This window comes from Streptomyces luteireticuli (assembly GCF_041519305.1).
Classification (GTDB): domain Bacteria; phylum Actinomycetota; class Actinomycetes; order Streptomycetales; family Streptomycetaceae; genus Streptomyces; species Streptomyces luteireticuli.
This window is the reverse complement of the sequence record NZ_CP167927.1, coordinates 5,824,166-5,844,500: the sequence shown is the minus strand read 5'-3', so window position 1 is coordinate 5,844,500 and position 20,335 is coordinate 5,824,166. Positions and strand designations below refer to the sequence as shown.

The 20,335-nt window shown below is 73.6% G+C and carries 19 protein-coding genes; 4 read left to right on the top strand and 15 right to left on the bottom strand.

What is annotated here, in order from left to right:
• Positions 1 to 288: 288 nt before the first annotated feature.
• The 10 genes from AB8735_RS26350 to AB8735_RS26305 form a co-directional block, all read right to left on the bottom strand.
• Complete coding sequence (locus AB8735_RS26350; protein ID WP_344019530.1) at positions 289 to 879, bottom strand: hypothetical protein; 591 nt, start codon at positions 877 to 879, stop codon at positions 289 to 291.
• A gap of 185 nt (positions 880 to 1,064) precedes the next feature.
• Complete coding sequence (gene gatB, locus AB8735_RS26345) at positions 1,065 to 2,573, bottom strand: Asp-tRNA(Asn)/Glu-tRNA(Gln) amidotransferase subunit GatB (RefSeq protein ID WP_344019528.1); 1,509 nt, start codon at positions 2,571 to 2,573, stop codon at positions 1,065 to 1,067.
• A gap of 24 nt (positions 2,574 to 2,597) precedes the next feature.
• Positions 2,598 to 2,855: a hypothetical protein gene (locus AB8735_RS26340; RefSeq protein ID WP_344019526.1), complete on the bottom strand. Its 258-nt coding sequence runs from the start codon at positions 2,853 to 2,855 to the stop codon at positions 2,598 to 2,600.
• Positions 2,852 to 4,348 (bottom strand): Asp-tRNA(Asn)/Glu-tRNA(Gln) amidotransferase subunit GatA, encoded by a 1,497-nt coding sequence (gene gatA, locus AB8735_RS26335; protein ID WP_344019524.1) that lies wholly within the window; start codon positions 4,346 to 4,348, stop codon positions 2,852 to 2,854. Before gatA ends, AB8735_RS26340 begins: the two co-directional genes overlap by 4 nt.
• 6 nt (positions 4,349 to 4,354) lie before the next feature.
• Positions 4,355 to 4,651 (bottom strand): Asp-tRNA(Asn)/Glu-tRNA(Gln) amidotransferase subunit GatC, encoded by a 297-nt coding sequence (gene gatC, locus AB8735_RS26330; protein WP_372409797.1) that lies wholly within the window; start codon positions 4,649 to 4,651, stop codon positions 4,355 to 4,357.
• Positions 4,652 to 4,900: 249 nt separating this feature from the next.
• Positions 4,901 to 7,000, bottom strand: coding sequence for a putative bifunctional diguanylate cyclase/phosphodiesterase (locus AB8735_RS26325; protein ID WP_372409795.1), 2,100 nt, complete (start codon positions 6,998 to 7,000; stop codon positions 4,901 to 4,903).
• 287 nt (positions 7,001 to 7,287) lie between these two features.
• Positions 7,288 to 9,513 carry an NAD-dependent DNA ligase LigA gene (ligA, locus tag AB8735_RS26320; RefSeq protein ID WP_344019518.1) on the bottom strand — a complete coding sequence of 742 codons (2,226 nt, stop codon included), beginning with the start codon at positions 9,511 to 9,513 and terminating at the stop codon, positions 7,288 to 7,290.
• 8 nt (positions 9,514 to 9,521) lie between these two features.
• Complete coding sequence (locus AB8735_RS26315; protein WP_372409793.1) at positions 9,522 to 10,541, bottom strand: methionine synthase; 1,020 nt, start codon at positions 10,539 to 10,541, stop codon at positions 9,522 to 9,524.
• The gene (locus AB8735_RS26310) at positions 10,538 to 10,981 is read right to left on the bottom strand and encodes a MarR family transcriptional regulator (RefSeq protein WP_344019514.1); all 444 of its coding nucleotides are present in this window, start codon (positions 10,979 to 10,981) and stop codon (positions 10,538 to 10,540) included. The genes AB8735_RS26315 and AB8735_RS26310 overlap by 4 nt, the downstream gene beginning before the upstream one ends.
• Before the next feature lie 2 nt (positions 10,982 to 10,983).
• Positions 10,984 to 11,673, bottom strand: a complete 690-nt coding sequence (locus AB8735_RS26305; protein ID WP_344019512.1) for an SDR family oxidoreductase — start codon at positions 11,671 to 11,673, stop codon at positions 10,984 to 10,986.
• Between the two features lie 357 nt (positions 11,674 to 12,030).
• Between AB8735_RS26305 and AB8735_RS26300 the strand changes: the two genes are divergently transcribed.
• Together AB8735_RS26300 and AB8735_RS26295 are read left to right on the top strand one after the other, a co-directional pair.
• On the top strand, positions 12,031 to 12,699 hold the full coding sequence (locus tag AB8735_RS26300) for a response regulator (RefSeq protein ID WP_372409791.1): 669 nt from the start codon (positions 12,031 to 12,033) through the stop codon (positions 12,697 to 12,699).
• Entirely contained in the window at positions 12,696 to 13,847 is a 1,152-nt protein-coding gene (locus AB8735_RS26295; protein WP_344019508.1) for a histidine kinase, read from the top strand. The genes AB8735_RS26300 and AB8735_RS26295 overlap by 4 nt, the downstream gene beginning before the upstream one ends.
• A gap of 15 nt (positions 13,848 to 13,862) precedes the next feature.
• Here AB8735_RS26295 and AB8735_RS26290 read toward each other — a convergent pair whose 3' ends face one another.
• Positions 13,863 to 14,852, bottom strand: coding sequence for a GlxA family transcriptional regulator (locus tag AB8735_RS26290; RefSeq protein WP_372409789.1), 990 nt, complete (start codon positions 14,850 to 14,852; stop codon positions 13,863 to 13,865).
• Positions 14,853 to 14,904: 52 nt separating this feature from the next.
• Between AB8735_RS26290 and AB8735_RS26285 the strand changes: the two genes are divergently transcribed.
• Positions 14,905 to 15,303 carry a cupin domain-containing protein gene (locus AB8735_RS26285; RefSeq protein WP_372409787.1) on the top strand — a complete coding sequence of 133 codons (399 nt, stop codon included), beginning with the start codon at positions 14,905 to 14,907 and terminating at the stop codon, positions 15,301 to 15,303.
• A 9-nt stretch (positions 15,304 to 15,312) separates the two neighbouring features.
• Here the strand turns inward: AB8735_RS26285 and mnmA are convergent, their stop codons facing one another.
• Positions 15,313 to 16,458, bottom strand: coding sequence for a tRNA 2-thiouridine(34) synthase MnmA (gene mnmA / locus AB8735_RS26280; RefSeq protein ID WP_344019502.1), 1,146 nt, complete (start codon positions 16,456 to 16,458; stop codon positions 15,313 to 15,315).
• A gap of 55 nt (positions 16,459 to 16,513) precedes the next feature.
• The gene (locus AB8735_RS26275) at positions 16,514 to 17,683 is read right to left on the bottom strand and encodes a cysteine desulfurase family protein (RefSeq protein ID WP_344019500.1); all 1,170 of its coding nucleotides are present in this window, start codon (positions 17,681 to 17,683) and stop codon (positions 16,514 to 16,516) included.
• Positions 17,684 to 17,855: 172 nt separating this feature from the next.
• Here AB8735_RS26275 and AB8735_RS26270 point away from each other — a divergent pair, with 172 nt between their 5' ends.
• On the top strand, positions 17,856 to 18,440 hold the full coding sequence (locus AB8735_RS26270) for a TIGR03086 family metal-binding protein (RefSeq protein WP_372409785.1): 585 nt from the start codon (positions 17,856 to 17,858) through the stop codon (positions 18,438 to 18,440).
• A gap of 8 nt (positions 18,441 to 18,448) precedes the next feature.
• Here the strand turns inward: AB8735_RS26270 and AB8735_RS26265 are convergent, their stop codons facing one another.
• Together AB8735_RS26265 and AB8735_RS26260 are read right to left on the bottom strand one after the other, a co-directional pair.
• Positions 18,449 to 19,279, bottom strand: coding sequence for a thioesterase family protein (locus AB8735_RS26265; RefSeq protein WP_372409783.1), 831 nt, complete (start codon positions 19,277 to 19,279; stop codon positions 18,449 to 18,451).
• A 22-nt stretch (positions 19,280 to 19,301) separates the two neighbouring features.
• On the bottom strand, positions 19,302 to 19,973 hold the full coding sequence (locus AB8735_RS26260) for a trimeric intracellular cation channel family protein (protein WP_372409782.1): 672 nt from the start codon (positions 19,971 to 19,973) through the stop codon (positions 19,302 to 19,304).
• Between the last annotated feature and the right edge of the window lie 362 nt (positions 19,974 to 20,335).

Below are 20,335 nucleotides of genomic sequence, written 5' to 3'. Positions count from 1 at the left end.
GGCTCCGCCGCTCGTCCTCAAGCGCCGGACAGGCTGGAGTGCGCGCCCGCGCCTGAAAACCTCACGCCTGAAATCCCCACGCGGGAAATCCGGCCCGGGCGCACAAACCAGCCCGTCCGGCGCTTGAGGACAGCGCCCGCAGGGCGCTTCAGGGGCCAGGGGGCGCAGCCCCCGGTGGGGCGCAGGGGCGAAGCCCCGCCCACCCGCGCGAAGCGCGGGCGCGGGGTACCGCAGGGGCGCAGCCCCTACGAAAACGGATTAGGGCGGGGCGGGGAGCAAACCCCCACCTCAGCGGAACGTATGCCACGTATGGGCAACATCCACCACCACATGATTCCCCGTCTGAAACGCCCGGAACGGCAACCGCGACCGCACCCCCAACCCCACCAACGTCTCCCCCTCAAAACTCCCCCCGAACCGCGCATCCCGGAACGTCCGGTATCCCGTGAGGTCCACCCCGGGCAGCGGACGCCCCGGCCGGGCCGGGTATCTCGGGCCGCCCGTCTCGGGGTCGTGGCTCGGCGCCGCCACCCGGATCTCCAGGATCGCCCCGCCGGTCACCGGCACCGCGCTCCCGGAACCGTCCTGATACAGCCTCCCCACATACCCCACCCGGTACCCGATCGGGTGACCGTCGGTCGTGTGGACGTCGAAGACCATGCGGTCGAAGCAGCGGTGACGGCCGGCCCGGACGTCCGTCAGCGGGTGGTACTCGGAGTCGGTGCGGGCCTTGGTGCGGCTGCCCCAGCCGATGCGGCAGCTGGCGCCCGTCGCGTCACCGGCACCCTTCGCCGTCTCCGACGCGACAGCCCCCGTGGCCGCCGCCAGCCCGGCGCCCGCCAGCACGAGCGTGGCCAGTGCGGTCCTCAACCGTCGCATTGCTACCCCCAGCCATCGAGTACGGGCGCGCGGTCCGGCCCGTTCCAGGCGGGATCATGCCGGACCGTTCCACCACCCAAGGAACAGAGCGAGCGATTCCAGCCAAGTGCGACTAATCACGCCATAGGGAAAGGGCCGCTCCCCCGGAGGGGAACGGCCCTTTCACCGAAGCCGAAGCCGAAGCGTCAGCCCTCGACGCCCAACCGCTCAAGAATCAGCTCGCGCACCCGCGCCGCGTCCGCCTGGCCGCGCGTGGCCTTCATGACCGCGCCGACCAGCGCACCCGCCGCCGCGACCTTGCCCGCGCGGATCTTGTCCGCGATCGCCGCGTTGGCCGCGATGGCCTCGTCCACGGCCGCGCCCAGCGCGCTGTCGTCCGAGACGACCTTCAGGCCGCGGCTCTCGACGACCGCGTCGGGGTCGCCCTCGCCCGCGAGCACGCCCTCGATGACCTGGCGGGCCAGCTTGTCGTTGAGCGAGCCCTCGGCGACCAGCGCCGCGACCCGGGCGACCTGCGCCGGGGTGATCGGCAGCGCCGCGAGGTCCGTACCGGCCTCGTTGGCGCTGCGGGCCAGCTCGCCCATCCACCACTTGCGGGCGGCGGCGGAGTCCGCGCCGGCCTCGATGGTGGCGACGATCAGGTCGACCGCGCCCGCGTTGAGGATCGACTGCATGTCGTGCTCGGAGACGCCCCACTCCTCGCGGAGCCGGTTGCGGCGCACGCGCGGCAACTCCGGCAGGGCGGCGCGCAGTTCCTCGACCCACTCGCGGGAGGGGGCCACCGGGACCAGGTCCGGCTCGGGGAAGTAGCGGTAGTCCTCGGCCTCTTCCTTGATGCGGCCGGCGGTGGTGGAGCCGTCCTCCTCGTGGAAGTGACGGGTCTCCTGCACCACCTTCGCGCCCGCGTTCAGCACGCCGGCGTGGCGGCCGATCTCGTAGCGCACGGCGCGCTCGACGGACCGCAGGGAGTTGACGTTCTTCGTCTCCGAGCGGGTGCCGAACTTCTCGGTGCCGTGCGGGCGCAGCGACAGGTTGACGTCGCAGCGCATCTGGCCCATCTCCATGCGGGCCTCGGAGACGCCGAGCGCCTTGATGAGCTCGCGCAGCTCGGCGACGTACGCCTTGGCGACCTCGGGGGCCCGCTCGCCCGCGCCCTCGATCGGCTTGGTGACGATCTCGATGAGCGGGATGCCGGCCCGGTTGTAGTCGAGCAGGGAGTGGGACGCGCCGTGGATACGGCCGGTGGCGCCGCCCACGTGCGTGGACTTGCCGGTGTCCTCCTCCATGTGGGCGCGCTCGATCTGCACGCGGAAGATCTCGCCGTCCTCCAGCTGCACGTCGAGGTAGCCGTTGAAGGCGATCGGCTCGTCGTACTGGGAGGTCTGGAAGTTCTTCGGCATGTCCGGATAGAAGTAGTTCTTCCGGGCGAAGCGGCACCACTCGGCGATCTCGCAGTTCAGCGCGAGACCGATCTTGATCGCGGACTCGACGCCGATGGCGTTGACGACCGGGAGCGCGCCGGGCAGGCCGAGGCAGGTGGGGCAGGTCTGCGAGTTGGCGTCGGCGCCCAGCTCCGTGGAGCACCCGCAGAACATCTTGGTCTTGGTGCCGAGCTCGACATGGACCTCCAGGCCCATGACGGGGTCGTAGGACGCCAACGCGTCCTCGTAGGGCACCAGTTCGGTGACGGTCACGAAACTAACCTCTCAAGTCCCGGCTCAGCCCGCGAGGACGTCGTCGCTGTTCATACGGCGCAGCTCCCGCACGAGCAGGGCGACGCCGGTGACGATGGCGGCGGCCGAGACGACCGCGTCGACGAGCTGGAGCGTGTCCTGCTCGTGGCGCGCCTTCTTGGCCTGCTTGGCGATGCTCACCGCGCCGAACAGCGTGGTGCCGATGGACAGATACGTGCCGGCCTTGGACTTCTTGAAGCCCTTGGCCTTCTTCAGCGCACTGCTCTTGGTCTCGGTGCTCACAGCGACGGTGCCTCCTCCAGCAGCGGGTGGCCCCAGCGGTCGTTGAACGCGGCCTCGACGGCGGCGCCGACCTTGTAGAGCCGGTCGTCCTTCATGGCCGGGGCGATGATCTGGAGCCCCACCGGGAGCCCGTCCTCCGGGGCGAGGCCGCACGGCAGCGACATGGCCGCGTTGCCCGCCAGGTTGGTCGGGATGGTGCACAGGTCCGCGAGGTACATCGCCATCGGGTCGTCGGCGCGCTCGCCGATCGCGAAGGCGGTGGTCGGCGTGGTCGGCGAGACCATGACGTCCACCTGCTCGAAGGCCTTCTCGAAGTCCCGCGTGATCAGGGTGCGGACCTTCTGGGCGGAGCCGTAGTACGCGTCGTAGTAGCCGGAGCTGAGCGCGTACGTGCCGAGCATCACACGGCGCTTGACCTCGGGGCCGAAGCCGGCCTCGCGGGTGAGCGCCGTGACGTCCTCGGCGGACCGGGTGCCGTCGTCGCCGGCGCGGCGGCCGTAGCGCAGGCCGTCGAAGCGGGCGAGGTTCGAGGAGCACTCGGACGGCGCGATCAGGTAGTACGCGGCCAGCGCGAGGTCGAAGGACGGGCAGTCCACCTCGACGACCTCGGCACCGAGCTCCTTGAGCAGCTCGACGGACTCGTCGAACCGCTGCAGGACACCGGCCTGGTAGCCCTCGCCGCGGAACTGCTTGACGACGCCGACGCGCATGCCCTTGACGTCGCCGTTGCGCGCGGCCTCGACGACCGGCGGGACCGGGGCGTCGATGGACGTCGAGTCCAGCGGGTCGTGGCCGGCGATGACCTCGTGCAGCAGGGCCGCGTCCAGGACCGTGCGGGCACAGGGGCCGCCCTGGTCGAGGGAGGAGGAGAACGCCACCATGCCGTAGCGGGAGACCGCGCCGTAGGTCGGCTTGACGCCGACCGTGCCGGTGACGGCGGCGGGCTGGCGGATGGAACCGCCGGTGTCCGTGCCGATGGCGAGCGGGGCCTCGAAGGAGGCGAGCGCGGCGGAGGAACCGCCACCCGAGCCGCCGGGGATCTTGGTCAGGTCCCAGGGGTTGCCGGTCGGGCCGTAGGCGCTGTTCTCGGTGGACGAGCCCATGGCGAACTCGTCCATGTTCGTCTTGCCGAGGATGACGACGTCCGCGTCCTTGAGGCGCTTGGTGAGCGTCGCGTCGTACGGCGGGATCCAGCCTTCGAGGATCTTGGAGCCGACCGTGGTCGGCACGCCCTCGGTGGTGAAGATGTCCTTCAGCGCGAGCGGGACGCCGGCCAGCGGGCCGAGCTTCTCGCCGCGGGCGCGCTTCTCGTCCACGGCACGGGCCTGGGCGAGGGCGCCCTCGCGGTCGACGTGCAGGAAGGCGTGCACCTTCTCGTCGATCGCGTCGATGCGGGCCAGGTGGGCCTCGGTGACCTCGACGGCCGTGAGCTCGCCGGAGGCGATCTTCTCGGCGATCTCCGCGGCCGTGAGCTTGATGATCATGTCCGTCATGAGGTGTTAGTCCTCCCCCAGGATCTGCGGCACCTTGAAACGCTGCTGCTCCTGGGCCGGGGCGCCGGAGAGCGCCTGCTGGGGGCTCAGCGACGGACGGACCTCGTCGGCGCGCATGACGTTGGTCAGCGGCAGCGGGTGGGAGGTCGGCGGGACGTCCTGTTCGGCGACTTCGGAGACGCGGGCGACCGCGCCGATGATGTCGTCGAGCTGGGTGGCGAAGTGGTCGAGCTCTTCGTCCTTCAGCTCAAGACGTGCCAGCCGGGCGAGGTGAGCGACCTCCTCGCGCGTGATGCCAGGCATGCAGCGATCCTCAGGGTGAGTGTGGTGGTTTCCGCCCAATCCTATGGGGCGGGCCGCGCGGGGCGCGAAACGTATTCGCTCGGGCGCTGTGCCACGGCCCCGCAATGCGGCTTCGCCGCATTGTCCTCAAGCGCCGGACAGGCTGAAAAATCAGCCCGTCCGGCGTTTGAGGACGAACGCGGCGCAGCCGCGTTGCCCCGCGCGGCAGCGCGCGAGAAACGGTGAAAGGGCGGGGCGGGGAGAAAACCCTTAGGTGACCGGCTGGTCCGCCCCCGCCGCCGGCGCCGCCGGAGCCGCCGCCGGCGCGGACACCGCCGTCCCCTCCCGCAGCCGCAGCCACGCCGTCGTCTCCTCCGGCGGCATCGCCGCCGCCACCAGCCACCCCTGCACCGCGTCGCAGCCCAGGTCGCGCAGGCGCTCCCAGGTCTCGTCGTCCTCGACGCCCTCCGCAACGACGAGCAGTCCCAGGGAGTGCGCCAGGTCCAGCGTGCAGCGGACGATCTCCGCGTCCTCGTTGTCGATCGCCAGCCGGGCCACGAAGGAGCGGTCGATCTTGAGCTCGCTGACCGGGAGCCGCCGCAGGTGGACCAGCGACGAATAGCCCGTGCCGAAGTCGTCCAGGGACATCTTCACGCCGTGCCCGGTGAGCCCGGCGAGCGTGTCGGCGGCCCGCTGCGGGTCCTCCAGCAGGACGTGCTCGGTTATCTCCAGCTGGAGCGCCCCCGGCGGGACGCCGTGCCGGGCCAGCCGGGCGGCGACCGCCCCCGCGAAGCCGGGCGTGTGGACGTCGCGCGGCGAGACGTTGACGGCGACCGGCACCTCCAGCCCCATCGCCCGCCAGCGCGCGACCTGCCCGAGAGCCGTCTCCAGCACATACTCCGTGAGCCGGGGCATCAGCCCGGAGGACTCGGCGATGGCGATGAACTCGTCCGGGGAGACCCGGCCGCGCTCGGGGTGGACCCAGCGCACCAGCGCCTCCAGGCCCTCGACGTGCCCGTCGAAGCGGACCTTCGGCTGGTAGTGCAGCTCCACCTCGCCGGCGTCGAGCGCCCGGCGCAGATCGCCCAACAGGCCCAGCCGGTCGGGGGTGTTGCCGTCGCGCCGGGCCTCGTAGACCTCGACGCCGCTGCGGTCCCGCTTGGCCTGGTACATCGCCACGTCGGCGCGGCGCAGCAGCCCTTCGGCGTCGGTGGCGTGGTCGGGGTAGACGGCGACGCCGGCGCTGGCCTCCAGGACGAGGGTGAGGCCGTCGAGGTCGAGGGGCGAGCCGAGGGCCGCCACCAGACCGCGGGCGACGCGCTGAGCACTCGTCAGGGAGTCGGCGACGGGGAGCAGGACGGCGAACTCGTCGCCGCCGAGGCGGGCGGCCTCCGCGTCGCGGGGCAGCGCCTGCCGCAGCCGGGCGGCGATCTGGAGGAGCAGCCGGTCCCCGGCGAGGTGGCCGAGCGTGTCGTTGACGGACCGGAAGCGGTCGAGGTCGATCAGGACGAGGGCCGCGCGCTCGCCGGTCTGCTCGGCCTCGTCGATCGCGGCCCAGGTCCGCTCCAGCAGACAGAGCCGGTTGGGGAGTCCGGTGAGGGGGTCGCGGAGCTGCTCCTCGGCCCGGGCGTGGGCGATCCAGAGGGTGGAGTCGAGGGCTATGAGCGGAACGGCGAACAGCGGCAGCAGCAGCGGGGCGTGGTCGGCGACGACCGCGATCAGCGGGGCGATGCCGAGCAGGGCGCCGCCGACGAGCGCCTGCCGCAGCAGGGCGAGGCGGGCCATGGCGCCGGTGAGCCGGGCGTGCGGCGGGGCGAGGTGGCGCCAGAGCAGGGCGCGGGTGACGGCCAGGTAGAGGAAGGCCGCGAGGGAGATCCGGGGGAGGTCGTCGAGCTCCCAGCGGTCGGGCAGCCAGGGCTGTTCGACGGAGGCGTGGACGCCCCACGCGGTGAGCGCGAAGCCGCCCGCGGCGACCCCGAGGACGTCGACGGCGCAGTGGAGTAACGCCTGGCGCCAGCGGTGCCGGCGGGCGGTGCCGACGAAGGTGACGACGGCGATGCTGATCAGGGCGGCGGGCAGCCAGCCGTAGAGCAGCAGGACCGCCAGGGTGAGGGCGGCGCCGGAGCCGGTGCCGCCCCACCAGCGGTCGCGGCCGAGCGCGACCAGGTGGGCGACGATGAGCGCGGTCAGCGTGGCCAGGGACCAGCCGACGGTCTGTCCGGGGAAGAGCGCGCGGTCCTCGGCGGCGGCGTGCCGGATCCCGAGGGCGAGGACCAGCAGCGCGAGCGGAACGCAGACCACCGGAAGCGCGGGCGGAGGGTCCCGGCGCAGTCGCGATGCCGGTTCGGCGCTGTCGGTGGTGGGTTTCATGCCCGTCCCTCTCACAGCCGGCGGTGCCCGCGCCACGGCAGGCGCACATCTCAACAGTAGGCCGCAGAAGGCTACGACGGGCAGCGATCGGCAGCGGTTGCCCGAACGGGATCCGGCCTGGCGCAGCCATCTGGTAAGCGCTGTAGGGGTAATGCCCACTGGCCCTGCGGGCATTACCGGGATTCGCCCCGCGTTGCCGGGGCGGGCCACCGGTGTGCCCGCCCCTGGCGGGGGTACCCCCGGGAGGACGCGTCCGGCCGGGGGTACGGGGGTTGTCCCCGGAGGGCTCAGCCCGCCGGGGCGGCCTCCTGGGGAACGGCGGCCGCGCGGGCGGCCTCGGGGCCCTCCGCGAGCAGCACGGCGAAGCCGTCCTCCTCCAGCACGGGCACCTTCAGCTGCATCGCCTTGTCGTACTTGGAGCCGGGGTTGTCACCGACGACCACGAAGTCGGTCTTCTTCGAAACCGATCCGGTCACCTTGGCGCCCTGCTGCTGGAGCGCCTCCTTGGCCGCGTCGCGGGTGTACGAGGCGAGGGTGCCGGTGACGACGACGGTCAGGCCGGCCAGCGGGCGCGGGCCCTCGTCGGCGGCGGCCTCCTCCTCCATCCGGACGCCGGCGGCCCGCCACTTCTCGATGATCTCGCGGTGCCAGTCCTCGGCGAACCACTCGCGGACGGCGGTGGCGATGGTGCCGGACACGCCGTCCACGGCGGCGAGTTCCTCCTCGGTGGCCTCGGCGAGCCGGTCCAGTGACCGGAACTCGCGGGCCAGCGCGGCGGCGGCGACGGGGCCGACGTGGCGGATGGACAGCCCGTTGATGATCCGGGCCAGCGGGCGCTGCTTCGCGGCCTCGATGTTCTCCAGCATCGCGACCGTGTTCTTCTTGGGGTTGCCCTCCTTGGTGGCGAAGTAGGGGACGATCTTCTCCTCGCCGGTCTTGGGGTCGCGCTTGGGCAGGCCGCTGTCCGGATCCCGCACATATGACCGAATGGGCAGCAGCTCTTCGATCGTCAGATCGAACAGATCCCCCTCGTTCAGCATCGGCGGAGTGGCCGGTTCCAGGGGCTGGGTGAGGGCGGAGGCGGCCACGTAGCCGAAGTTCTCGATGTCGAGGCACTCGCGGCCGACGAGGTAGTAGACGCGCTCGCGGATCTGGCCCGGGCAGGAGCGGGCGTTGGGACAGCGGAGGTCGATGTCGCCCTCCTTCATGGGGCGCAGCCCCGTCCCGCACTCGGGGCACTCGGCGGGCATCACGAACTCCCGCTCGGTGCCGTCCCGGAGGTCGACGACGGGGCCGAGGATCTCGGGGATGACGTCGCCGGCCTTGCGCAGCACCACCGTGTCGCCGATGAGGACGCCCTTGGCCTTGACGACGTCCTGGTTGTGCAGGGTGGCGAACTCGACCTCGGAGCCGGCGACGGTGACGGGCTCGACGACGGCCTGCGGGGTGACGCGGCCGGTGCGGCCGACGCCGACGCGGATGTCGAGGAGCTTGGTGTTGACCTCCTCGGGCGGGTACTTCCAGGCGATGGCCCAGCGCGGGGCGCGGGCCGTGGAGCCCAGGCGGCCCTGGAGGGGCACCTCGTCGAGCTTGACGACGACGCCGTCGATCTCGTGCTCCATGGAGTGGCGCACCTTGGGCTTGCCGTAGTGCGCGATGAACTTCCGCACGCCGTCGAGGGAGTCGACGACCTCGGCGTGGGCGGCGGTCGGCAGGCCCCATTCGCTGAGCAGCTCGTAGGCGTGGGACTGGCAGTCGATGTCGAAGCCCTCGCGGGCGCCGACGCCGTGCACCACCATGTGCAGCGGGCGGGTGGCGGTGACGCGCGGGTCCTTCTGGCGCAGCGAACCGGCCGCCGCGTTGCGCGGGTTGGCGAAGGGCGGCTTTCCGGCCTCCACCAGGCGGGCGTTGAGCTCCTCGAACTTCTCCATCGGGAAGTAGACCTCGCCGCGCACCTCGACCAGGGCCGGGATCCGGTCGCCCCGCAGGCGGTGCGGGATCTCGGAAATGGTGCGGATGTTGGGCGTGATGTCCTCGCCGGTGCGGCCGTCGCCGCGGGTGGCGGCGCGGGTGAGCCGGCCGTGCTCGTAGGTGAGGTTGACGGCGAGGCCGTCCACCTTGAGCTCGCAGAGGAAGTGGTAGCGCGAGCCCTCGCCGATGTCCTTGGCGATGCGCTCGGCCCAGGCCGCCAGCTCCTCGTCGTCGAAGGCGTTGTCCAGGGACAGCATGCGCTCGCGGTGCTCGACGGCCGTGAACTCCGTCTCGTACGAACCGGCGACCTTCTGGGTCGGCGAGTCGGGCGTGCGCAGCTCCGGATGCTCCTCCTCCAGGGCCTCCAGGGAGCGCATCAGCACGTCGAACTCGGCGTCGCTGATGACCGGGGCGTTGTTCACGTAGTACCGGAAGCGGTGCTCCTCGATCTGCTCGGCGAGAAGGGCGTGCCGCTCCCGCACCTCCGCCGTGAGTCCGCCGCCCTGTTCGACAGCCACCGTCTCGTCCTCCCGTTGCTCCATGCGCGCCGTCACTCCGGGTTGTCCGCGAGTGATCGTGCCGCCCGGACGCAGTGGGCGAGGGCCGTACGGGCATATGCGGGCGAAGCGCCCGCGAGTCCGCACGACGGGGTGACCACCACGGACTCCGCGAGAGCCTCCGGTGACAGCCCCAGCCTGCGCCACAGCGTCCTGACCCCCATGACGCTACCGGCAGGGTCGGACAACGGGCCGTCGACGCCGGGCACGACGCCCGCGAAGAGCTTCGTCCCGGCCTCCACGGCCTCGCCGAGCGCCTCGTCCTCACGCTCGGTGATCAACGAGAAATCGAACGAGACTCCGGCCGCACCGGCCCGCCGGAGCAGCGCGAAGGGCACACCGGGGGCGCACGAGTGGACGACGAGGGAGCCCTCCGCCCCGTGCGCGACCGCGGCGATGTCCCGCAGCGCGCCCTCGACGACGGCCCGGTCGACGGCCCGGTGGGTCCGGTAGCCGCTGGCCGTGCGCACCTGGCCGCGCAGCACGGCCGGCAGCGACGGCTCGTCGAGCTGGAGCACGAGCCGGGCCCCGGGCACCCGGCGGCGCAGCTCGGCGAGGTGCCCGCGCAGCCCCTCCGCGAGCGAGGCGGTCAGCTCCCGGCAGGCCCCCGGGTCGGCCAACGCGGCTTCTCCGCCGCGCAGTTGGAGCGCCGCCGCCAGCGTCCACGGGCCGACGGCCGACACCTTGAGCGCGCCCTCGTACCCCTGGGTGAACTCCTCCAGGGCGTCCAGGTCCTCGCGCAGCCAGGAGTGCGCCCGCCGGGTGTCGCGGCCCGGCCGGTCGGCGATCCGCCAGCCGCTGGGCTCGACCTGGGCGAAGACCTCCACCAGCAGCCCGGCCGTCCGGCCGATCATGTCCGCCCCGGGCCCGCGCGCGGGCAGCTCCGGCAGATACGGAAGGGTCTCCAGCGACCCCGTGACCGTTTTGGCCGCCTCCCGGGCGTCCGTCCCGGGCATGGACCCCACGCCGGTGGCGGTCCCGGGCCCGACCTCGATACTGCTCTTCTCACTCACGCAGGCAGGGTACGAGACCCCTCGCCCCGAGGGCCCTCCAGCGCCCGGGACAACCGGTCCCGCAGCTCGTCCAGCTCCTCCTGCGCGAGGTGGTCCAGCGGCGAGTCCTGCCCCATCCGCAGCAGCAGCTTCAGCCGCATCTCCCGCCCCGCCCCGGTGAGGACGAGCCGCTTGGCCCGCCGGTCCTGCGGGTGCGGCGCGCGGACGACCAGCCCGCGCCCCTCCAGTTTGTCCACGATGTAGGTGACGTTGGGCGGCTCGCAGCCGAGCACCGCGGCCAGCTCACGCGCCGTCCTGGGATCGCCCAGCTCCTCCAGGGCCTTGGCCTGGGTCAGGGTGAGCCCGAACTCGGCGATGCGGGTGCGCCGGTGCGCGTCCATCCGCCTGCCGAGCTCGACGACCAGGAACCGTATGTCCCTGGCCGAGGCCGCGGCCGTCACGCTCAGAACCCCGGCCGGACCGTGATGTCGTTGATGGCCGCGTCCCGGGGCAGGTCGACGGCCATCAGCACGGTGGTGGCGACCGAGGCCGGGTCGATCCAGCGCTCGGCCTCGTACTCCTTGCCCTCCTGCTGGTGCACCTTCGCCTGCATCGCGGTGGCCGTGCGCCCCGGGTAGACGCTCGTCACCCGCACCCCGTTGGCCTGCTCCTCGCCGCGCAGCGAGTCGGCGAGCGCCTTGAGGCCGTGCTTGCTCGCGGCGTACGCGCTCCACTGCGGGCCGGCGTTGAGCCCGGCGCCGGAGTTGACGAAGACCACGTTGCCCTTGGAGACGCGCAGCTGCGGCAGCAGCAGCCGGGTCAGCTCGGCCGGGGAGACGAGGTTGACGGCCAGCTGGTGCGTCCACGTCTTCGGGGTCAGCTCGCCGACCGGGCCGAGGTCGACGACGCCGGCGATGTGCAGCAGCGAATCGACGCGTTCGGGCAGGGCCTGGTGGCTCAGCGCCCAGGACAGCCGGTCGGGGTTGGCGAGGTCGCCGACGAGCGTACGGGCCCCGGGGAAGCGCGCCGCGAGCTCCTTGGCCCGCCCCGCGTCCCGGGCGAACAGGTACAACTCGTCCCCGCGCGCGTGCAGCCGCTCGGCCACGACCGCGCCGATGCCCGATCCGGCACCGGTGATCACATGTGTTGCCATGGGCTCCAGCTTGCCCTACGCGGCGGCGCGCCGGGGACGCGCGCGGGAACACGGGCGGGAACGCGGGCGCGCGGGCGCCGGGGAACACGTACGACGGGGACACGTACCGCCGGGGAGGCGGGCCGTCTGTACACCCCCCTCCGGCCGTACAGCTGACCCGCCCCCGACGCATCCGCGCGCAACCCCCCGTCAGGCGCGCGGACTCCCCCCGTTCTTCCCCCTCGCCCCATCCTGCCCTCCCGCACCACCCCGGCGGCACCCGCCGACCGTCGGTTCCCGACCGCCGGTCGGCGGGGGTGTGGTCCGGACCAAGCCGGGCGGTTGTTATATTTCCTCGCCAGAATCAGCGCAGGAGTGGTGATAGTGATCCGCGTCATGGTCGTTGACGACGAGAGGCTGCTGCGCGCCGGGATACGCAGCATCCTGCAAGCGGAACCGGATATCGAGGTTCCGGTCACATGCGAGGGCCCGCAGGCCGTGGAGATGGCGGTCCGTCACCGCCCCGACGTCGTCCTGCTGGACATCCGCATGCCCGAGGCCGACGGGATCTCCGTGCTCTCCTCCCTCCTCGCCCTCCCGGACCCGCCGGTGGTGGCGATGCTCACCACCTTCGCCGCCGACGAGGACATCGCCCCCGCCCTGCGCGCCGGGGCCTCCGGCTTCCTGGTCAAGGACACTGTCCCCGACGAACTCGCCAGCGCCGTGCGCGTCCTGGCGTCCGGCGGGACGATCCTGTCCCCCGCCGTCGCCGACAGTGTCGTCGGGGGCTATCTGCGGGCCAACGGCCACGGCCCGCTGGCCTCCCGCCTCGCCTCCCTCACCGACCGGGAGCGCGACGTGCTCGCCCTCCTCGCCCAGGGCCGGTCCAACGCCGAGATCGGCACCGCCCTGCTGATGGGCACGGCGACCGCCAAGGACCACGTCAGCGCGATCCTCGCCAAGCTCGGCACGGCCAACCGCGTCCAGGCCGCGGTCCTCGCCCACCACTACGGGCTCGTCCGCATGGACCCGGAGCCCGCCCCGTGAGACTCCCCCGGTCCGTCCCCCGGTCCTTCCCCCGCTCCTCCTTACTCCGCGACCTGGCCCTCCTCCCGGTCGCGGCCGCCGAAGTCATGGCCATGCGCCCGCTGGTGGGCACCGGTGAGACCGTCCTCTACGCGGCGACGGTCGGCGCCCTCTTCCTCCGCCGCCGCTTCCCCGTCACCGTCCTCGCGGCCGCCCTTCCCGTCACCTTCACCGGACACCTCCTCATCGCCCCCATGGTGGCGTTGTACGAGGTGGCGCGGACGCGGCAGCGGCGAACGGCCGCCGCCTGGGCCCTCGTCTTCTTCCTCGCCTCCCTGGGCCCCTGGTGGCCCTCGCTGTTCACCGGCCACCCGCTGGCCGGCGGCATCCTCTACGGGGCGGTCTCCTCCGCCCTCATGACGGCGGGACCCACGGCCGTGGGCCGCCTCAACCGCGCCCGCCGCGAGCTCGCCCGCCACATCGACGAGCTCCGCCGCGCCCACCGGCGCGAGGCCGAGCTCATCGCCGAGCGCGCGGCCGTCGCCGAACGCACCCGTCTGGCACGGGAGATGCACGACGTCGTCTCCTACCAGGTCAGCCTGCTGACCGTGCAGGCCGGCGCGCTCCAGCGCACGGCGTCCGAGCCGGCGGCCCGCGAGACGGCGGGCATCATCCGCGAACTGGGCGCCACGGCCCTGAGCGAACTCCGCGGCCTGGTCGGCGTCCTGCGCTCCGTCCCCGCCGAAACCCCCCGGCTGACGGGCCTGCCCGCTCTCCTCTCCTCCAGCGCCCTGGAGACCGTCCTCCACGCCGACCTGCCGGCCGTCACCTCGGTGAAATGGCCCCCCGCCGTGGAGGAGGCCGCCTACCGCACGGTCCAGGAGGCCCTGACGAACGCGCGGAAGCACGCCGCGGGGGCGAAGGTCACGGTCACCGTGGAGACGGCCGACCGCGCCGGCCGCCCGGCCCTGATCGTCGACATCCACAGCGCGGCCGGGGAGAGCTCCCCCGAAGCCCTCCTCCCCTCCGGCGGCCACGGCCTGACGGGCCTGCGCGAACGCGCCGAACAGCTCGGCGGCGCGTTCGAGGCGGGCCCGGCGGACGACGGCGGCTTCCGCGTCCGGGCGGTCCTGCCGGGCGCGGGCGGAGCGGTGGCCGCCCGGGCGTAGACGGCGCGGAGCGGCTCAGGGACGAGCCGCCGCCCCCGGCCCGAACCTCCCCCGGTACGCCGACGGCGTCAGCCCCGTCTCGCGGCGCATCAGGGCGCGCAGATTGGCCGCGGTGCCCAGCCCGCTGCGGCGGGCCACGAGGTCGAAGCGGGACTCGCCGCGTTCGATCATCCGGCAGGCCAGGGCGAGGCGTTCGCGGGTGAGCCAGGCCAGCGGGGTCGTGCCCAGCTGGGCGCGGAAGCGGCGGTGCAGGGTCGCCGGGCTGACGGCGGCGCGGGCCGCCAGGTCCGCGACCGTCAGGGGGGCGTCCAGGCGTTCCTGCGCCCAGGCGGTGACCGGTGCGAGGGACTCGTCCGGCGCGGTGGGCACGGGACGTTCGACGAACTGGCGCTGGCCGCCGTCGCGGTGGGCCGCGAAGACCAGCCGCCGGCTGACGGAGTTGGCGACGTCCGCGCCGTGGTCGCGGCGGACGATGTGCAGCCCGAGGTCGAGCGCGGCCGCGCTGCCCGCGGCGGTGAGGATGTCCCCGTCGTCGACGAAGAGGACGTTCTCCTCCAGGCGGACGGCGGGGAAGCGGGCCCGGAAGGCGTCCGCCCACTGCCAGTGCGCGGTGGCCCGGCGGCCGTCGAGGACCCCGGCCTCGGCGAGGGTGAACGCGCCGCTGCAGAAGCCGACCAGCCGCGCGCCGCGCGCGTGCGCCCGCCGGATCGCGTCGAGGACGGCGGGGCGGCGGGGGACGTCCGCGTCGGGGCGGTTGGGGACGATCAGGGTGTCCGCCGTGTCGGCCGCTTCGAGTCCCGCGACCCCGGTCAGGGTGAAGAAGCCGTCCCGCATCGGGGTGCGCGGCGCCGGCGAGCAGAGCCGGAAGTCGTAGAGGTCACGGCCGAGCTCGGGGCGGCGGAGGCCGAACACCTCGCTGGCGCAGCCGAGTTCGAAGGGGTTGGAGTTCTCGTCGACGACGACCACGACGCGGTGCACGACACGGTGCGAGGATTCTTGCGGCATATGCGATTCCTAGCACTCACGCGAGGTGTTCCCCCAGGCCGAGGATCACTCCATGAGCAACGGACCCCTCTCCCTCGACACCGCCCTGGCCTCCTTCGACGCCCTGTGGAGCCCGCGCATCGTGACCCGCGTCAACGACTACGACGTCCGCGTCGCCAAGGTCGGCGGCGAGCACATCTGGCACGCCCATGACGACACCGACGAGTTCTTCCTGGTCCTGGAGGGGGAGTTGCTCATCTCGCTGCGCGAGGCGGGCGGGGAGCGCACGGTACGTCTGCCGCGCGGCTCGGTCTTCACCGTGCCCCGGGGCACGGAGCACCGGCCGTCCGCACCCGACGGCGCGTCGATCCTGATGTTCGAGCCCGCCGGGACGCCGACGGTCGGCGACCGGCACGAGGCGATACCCGGCCACATCGACGTGACCACCGGGCACGGGCTGGGCGCCCCGTAGCGGCGGCGTCTACCGCGCGGCCACCGCCCGCTCCGTCGTCGCGATCGTCGCCGAGCCGACGACGCGCGTGCCGTCGTAGAGGACGATCGCCTGGCCCGGGGCCACGCCCCGCACCGGCTCCTCGAAGCGCACCTGGAGCTCGTCGCCGATCAGCTCCGCCGTGACCTCCGTCTCCCCGCCGTGGGCGCGGAGCTGGGCGGTGTAGGTGCCGGGGCCGGACGGGGCGGTGCCGCACCAGCGCGGCTTGATCGCGGTCAGGGCGGAGACGTCCAGCGCCTCCACCGGGCCGACCGTGACCGTGTTGTTCACCGGGGAGATGTCGAGGACGTAGCGCGGCTTGCCGTCGGGCGCCGGGTGGCCGATGCGCAGGCCCTTGCGCTGGCCGATGGTGTAGCCGTAGGCGCCCTCGTGGGTGCCGACCTTGGCGCCCGTCTCGTCGACGATGTCGCCCTCGGCCCGGCCGAGGCGGGCGGCGAGGAAGCCGCGGGTGTCGCCGTCGGCGATGAAGCAGATGTCGTGGCTGTCCGGCTTCTTGGCCACGGCCAGGCCGCGCCGCTCCGCCTCGGCGCGGATCTCGTCCTTGGTGGTGAGGGTGTCGCCGAGCGGGAACATGGCGTGGGCGAGCTGGCGCTCGTCGAGGACGCCGAGGACGTACGACTGGTCCTTGGCCATGTCGCTCGCGCGGTGCAGCTCGCGGGTGCCGTCCTCGTTCAGCACGACCGTGGCGTAGTGGCCGGTGCAGACGGCGTCGAAGCCGAGGGCGAGGGCCTTGTCCAGCAGCGCCGCGAACTTGATCTTCTCGTTGCAGCGCAGGCAGGGGTTGGGGGTGCGGCCGGCCTCGTACTCGGCGACGAAGTCCTCGACGACGTCCTCGCGGAAGCGCTCGGCCAGGTCCCAGCAGTAGAAGGGGATGCCGATGACGTCGGCGGCGCGGCGGGCGTCGCGGGAGTCCTCGATCGTGCAGCAGCCGCGGGCGCCGGTGCGGAAGGACTGCGGGTTCGCGGAGAGCGCCAGGTGCACCCCGGTCACGTCGTGGCCGGCTTCGACCGCGCGGGCCGCCGCGACGGCGGAGTCGACGCCGCCGGACATGGCGGCCAGGACGCGGAGCCCCTTGCGGGGGGCGTTGAGGTCGGGTGCACCCGGGAAGTCAGTCATAGCCCCTCCAGAGTACGGGGGCCCGCCCGCGCCGGGTAAACGGGTTTCCCGGGGGTCAGCTCAGGCCCGCGCTCCTCGCCCGCTTCACCACCGGGCCGATCGCCGCCACGACCGCGTCCACGTCCGCCTCCGTCGAGGTGTGCCCCAGGGAGAAGCGCAGCGTGCCCCGGGCCAGCTCCGGATCGGTGCCGGTGGCCAGGACGACGTGGCTGGGCTGGGCGACGCCGGCCGTGCAGGCGGAGCCGGTGGAGCACTCGATGCCCTGGGCGTCCAGGAGCAGCAGCAGGGAGTCGCCCTCGCAGCCGGGGAAGGAGAAGTGGGCGTTGGCGGGCAGCCGGCCCGCCGGGTCGGGGTCGCCGCCGAGGACCGCGTCCGGGACGGCGGCCAGGACCCCGGCGATCAGCCGGTCGCGGAGGGCGCCGACCTCCCGGGCGAAGTCCGGGCGGCGCTCGGCGGCGAGCGTGCCGGCCACGGCGAAGGCCGCGATGCCGGGGACGTCCAGCGTGCCGGAGCGCACGTGCCGCTCCTGGCCGCCGCCGTGCAGCAGCGGTACGGGGGCGTGGCGGCGGCCCAGCAGCAGGGCGCCGACGCCGTACGGGCCGCCGATCTTGTGGGCGCTGACCGTCATCGCGGCCAGCCCGGAGTCGGCGAAGCCGACGTCCAGCTGGCCGACGGCCTGCACGGCGTCGGCATGCAGCGGGATGCCGAACTCCGCGGCGACACCGGCGAGTTCGCGGACCGGCATGATGGTGCCGATCTCGTTGTTGGCCCACATGACGGTGGCCAGCGCCACGTCCGCGGGGTTGCGTTCTATCGCCTCGCGCAGCGCGTCGGGGTGCACCCGCCCGTACGCGTCCACCGGCAGGTACTCGACGGTGGCGCCCTCGTGCGCGGCGAGCCAGTCCACCGCGTCGAGGACGGCGTGGTGCTCGACGGGGCTGGCGAGGACGCGGGTGCGCGCGGGGTCGGCGGCCCGGCGGGCCCAGTACATCCCCTTGACCGCGAGGTTGTCGGCCTCCGTGCCGCCCGCGGTGAAGACGACCTCGCTGGGGCGGGCGCCGAGGGAGGCGGCGAGGGCCTCGCGGGACTCCTCGACGGCGCGGCGCGCGCGGCGCCCCGCGGCGTGCAGCGAGGAGGCGTTCCCGGCGACGGCGAACTGGGCGGTCATCGCCTGCACCGCCTCGGGAAGCATCGGAGTGGTGGCGGCGTGGTCGAGGTAGGCCATGGTGGGCACGATTCTACGAGCCGCCGCCGGGTGCCGTACCCGGTGGTGCGGACCATGCGTCCGGCCCGGCGGCCGACCTGACATTTGGCCGGAAACGACTGGGCACGGCGGCATCCGCGCAGGCAGGCTCTCCTCCGGCCGTACCGTCCGCCATCCACGAGGAGAGCCGCCCGTGACCGACGCCCAGCCTGTTACCGACCCGCGCCCCCAGCTGCGGGGCGCAGTCGAGCAGATGAACGCCCTCGTGGCGGCCGTGGGGACCGGCCGCCTCGGCGAGCGGACCCCCTGCGGCGACTTCGACATACGGGGGCTGCTGCGGCACCTCCTCGGCGCCTGGACCAAGTTCGCGGAGGGGGCCGCCGCCGGCGGGATCCAGCCGGGTGCGCCCGCCCTCCCGGAGATCGCCGACGACGGCTGGGCGGACACGCTCGCCGCGGCCGGTGCCCGGCTCGTCGCGGAGTGGGAGGACGAGGCCCGGCTCGCCGGCCCGTTCAGCGCTCCGTGGGGCACGTCCCCCGCGTACGGCGCGGTCGCCTTCTTCGTCCTGGAGACCGTCACGCACACCTGGGACCTCAACGAGGCCCTGGGCCGCCCGGCCGCGCTCGACCCGGAGCTGTCCGCCTTCGCGCTCGCCACGGCCGAGGCCGCGGTCCCGGCCGAGGGCCGGAAGGGCGCCTTCGAGCCGGCCCGGCCCGCCCCCGAGGGCGCGGACGTGCACACCCGGCTGGCGGCCCGGACCGGGCGCGAGGTGAAGTAGCCCCTGGCTCAGGTGCGGTCCCGCAGCCGCGCGAGCTGCCGGGACTGGGCGACGAGCCGGTCCTCGGCGTCCCAGATCTCGCCGTCCTCCTCCAGGAAGCCGCTCGCCAGGTTGCGGGTGACGACCGAGATCCGCAGCGGGCCCGGGGCGGGGCGCCGGCGGAGGTGCACGGTGAGTTCCACCGTGGGCACCCAGCCGGACATCCCCAGGTCGAAGGGGGTGGGCGGCAGCGCGTCGGCGGCCAGGAGCAGGGAGTACGGGTCGGGGTCGCGGCCGTCGGCGAAGCCGAACCAGCCGCGCATCTCCGACCCGCCGCCGGGCCGGCCCACCGCCCAGCCGGCCGTGGCCGGGTCGAGCCGCAGGTCGATGCGGGAGAGGAAGCCGTCGTCGCCGAAGCCTTCGGGCGTGCCGCCGACGCAGTGTTCGTACGGCGGTATGGACGGCGGTTTGGCCGTGGTGCGGATGTCGCCGTCGAGCGCGTCCAGGTCCCCGTAGGTGGCCAGGACGCGCAGCCGCTCGGTCTCGGTGCCGTCCGGGGCGGTCTGGAAGAGACTCGCCTGGCCGGTGGAGAGCGTCCGGCCGGTGCGGACGACCTGGCTGCGGACGACCGCGGGGCCGGGGCGGGTGACGCTCAGGTAGTGGGCGGTGATGGTGAACGGGTGTGGGTGCGGGAGGGTGTCGCCCAGCGCGCGGGCCGCGGTGGCGAGGAGGTAGCCGCCGTTGGCGGCGCCGAAGAGGGTCCAGCCCGCACAGACGCGGACGTCGTGGGTGCCGGCGGCCCGGGGGACGACCGCGGTGTCCCTGTCGAACTCGCTGCTGCCGATGGGTGCCTGTGCCATGGGCGCACGCTACACCGGAAAGTTACCCACGGGTAGCTTCTTCTTCGGCGGCCGCGGACCGGCGGTGCCAGGCGCGCGGGGCGCGCCAGTGGAAGTGCATCGCGAGCAGCCGCAGGCCGCAGGCCGTGACCACCGGAATCGCGATGGTGGGCCCGTGGAGGGCGTCCTCGCGCAGGAGCAGCGCGGCGAGTGCGGCGCCGACCATGGCGGGGACGGCGTACAGGTCGCGGTCCCAGCGCAACAGCGACGGCACCTCGTGCGCCAGGACGTCGCGCAGCACTCCGCCGCCGACGGCCGTCGCCAGGCCGAGGGTGGCCGACTGGGTCAGCCCCAGGCCGTGCCCGTACGCCTTGACCGTGCCCGTGACGCAGAACAGGCCGAGGCCGGCGGCGTCGAAGGCGTTCACCGCGGCGGTGATCCGCTCCACCTCCGGGTGGAGGAAGAAGACGATGAGCGTGGCGATGAGCGGGGTGAGGAAGTAACCCAGGTCGGTGAAGGCGGCCGGGGGCACGGCGCCGATGACCAGATCCCGGAAGAGTCCGCCGCCCAGGGCCGTGACCTCCGCCAGCACGGCCATGCCGAAGACGTCGAAGTTCTTGCGGACGCCGAGGAGGGCGCCGGAGATGGCGAAGACGAAGATTCCGGCGATGTCCAGCCAATGCTGGACGGAGGGGGTGAACAGGTCGGTGAGCACGCGACATTCTTACCGGTCGGGAGGCTTGCCACTGCCCCGCCCTAATCCGTTTTCGCAGGGGCGGCGCCCCTGCGGCACCTCGCTGGCGCGCTGCCGCGCGCGGGAGCCGGGCCCGCGCTGCCGCGCGGTGGGGGAGGTCCCGCGCTGCCGCGCGGTGGGCGGGGCTTCGCCCCTGCGCCCCACCGGGCGCTGCGCCCCCTGGCCCCCTGAAGCGCCCTGCGGGCGCTGTCCTCAAACGCCGGACAGGCTGGATGCTTGCCCCGGTCCCGCCCTTTCACCGTTTCTTCCGGGGAAACCCCGGACCCCATCCGCCCTCCGGGCGGAGTCCTCAAACGCCGGACGGGCTGAAGTGGCGCGCCGAT

Coding starts and splice junctions, on each gene's coding strand:
- AB8735_RS26285 (WP_372409787.1), top strand. CDS start 14,905: ATGAGCAACGGACCCCTCTCCCTCGACACCGCCCTGGCCTCCTTCGAC.
- mnmA (WP_344019502.1), bottom strand. CDS start 16,458: ATGACTGACTTCCCGGGTGCACCCGACCTCAACGCCCCCCGCAAGGGG.
- gatC (WP_372409797.1), bottom strand. CDS start 4,651: ATGCCTGGCATCACGCGCGAGGAGGTCGCTCACCTCGCCCGGCTGGCA.
- AB8735_RS26265 (WP_372409783.1), bottom strand. CDS start 19,279: ATGGCACAGGCACCCATCGGCAGCAGCGAGTTCGACAGGGACACCGCG.
- ligA (WP_344019518.1), bottom strand. CDS start 9,513: ATGGAGCAACGGGAGGACGAGACGGTGGCTGTCGAACAGGGCGGCGGA.
- AB8735_RS26325 (WP_372409795.1), bottom strand. CDS start 7,000: ATGAAACCCACCACCGACAGCGCCGAACCGGCATCGCGACTGCGCCGG.
- AB8735_RS26350 (WP_344019530.1), bottom strand. CDS start 879: ATGCGACGGTTGAGGACCGCACTGGCCACGCTCGTGCTGGCGGGCGCC.
- AB8735_RS26290 (WP_372409789.1), bottom strand. CDS start 14,852: ATGCCGCAAGAATCCTCGCACCGTGTCGTGCACCGCGTCGTGGTCGTC.
- AB8735_RS26305 (WP_344019512.1), bottom strand. CDS start 11,673: ATGGCAACACATGTGATCACCGGTGCCGGATCGGGCATCGGCGCGGTC.
- AB8735_RS26275 (WP_344019500.1), bottom strand. CDS start 17,683: ATGGCCTACCTCGACCACGCCGCCACCACTCCGATGCTTCCCGAGGCG.
- gatA (WP_344019524.1), bottom strand. CDS start 4,348: ATGACGGACATGATCATCAAGCTCACGGCCGCGGAGATCGCCGAGAAG.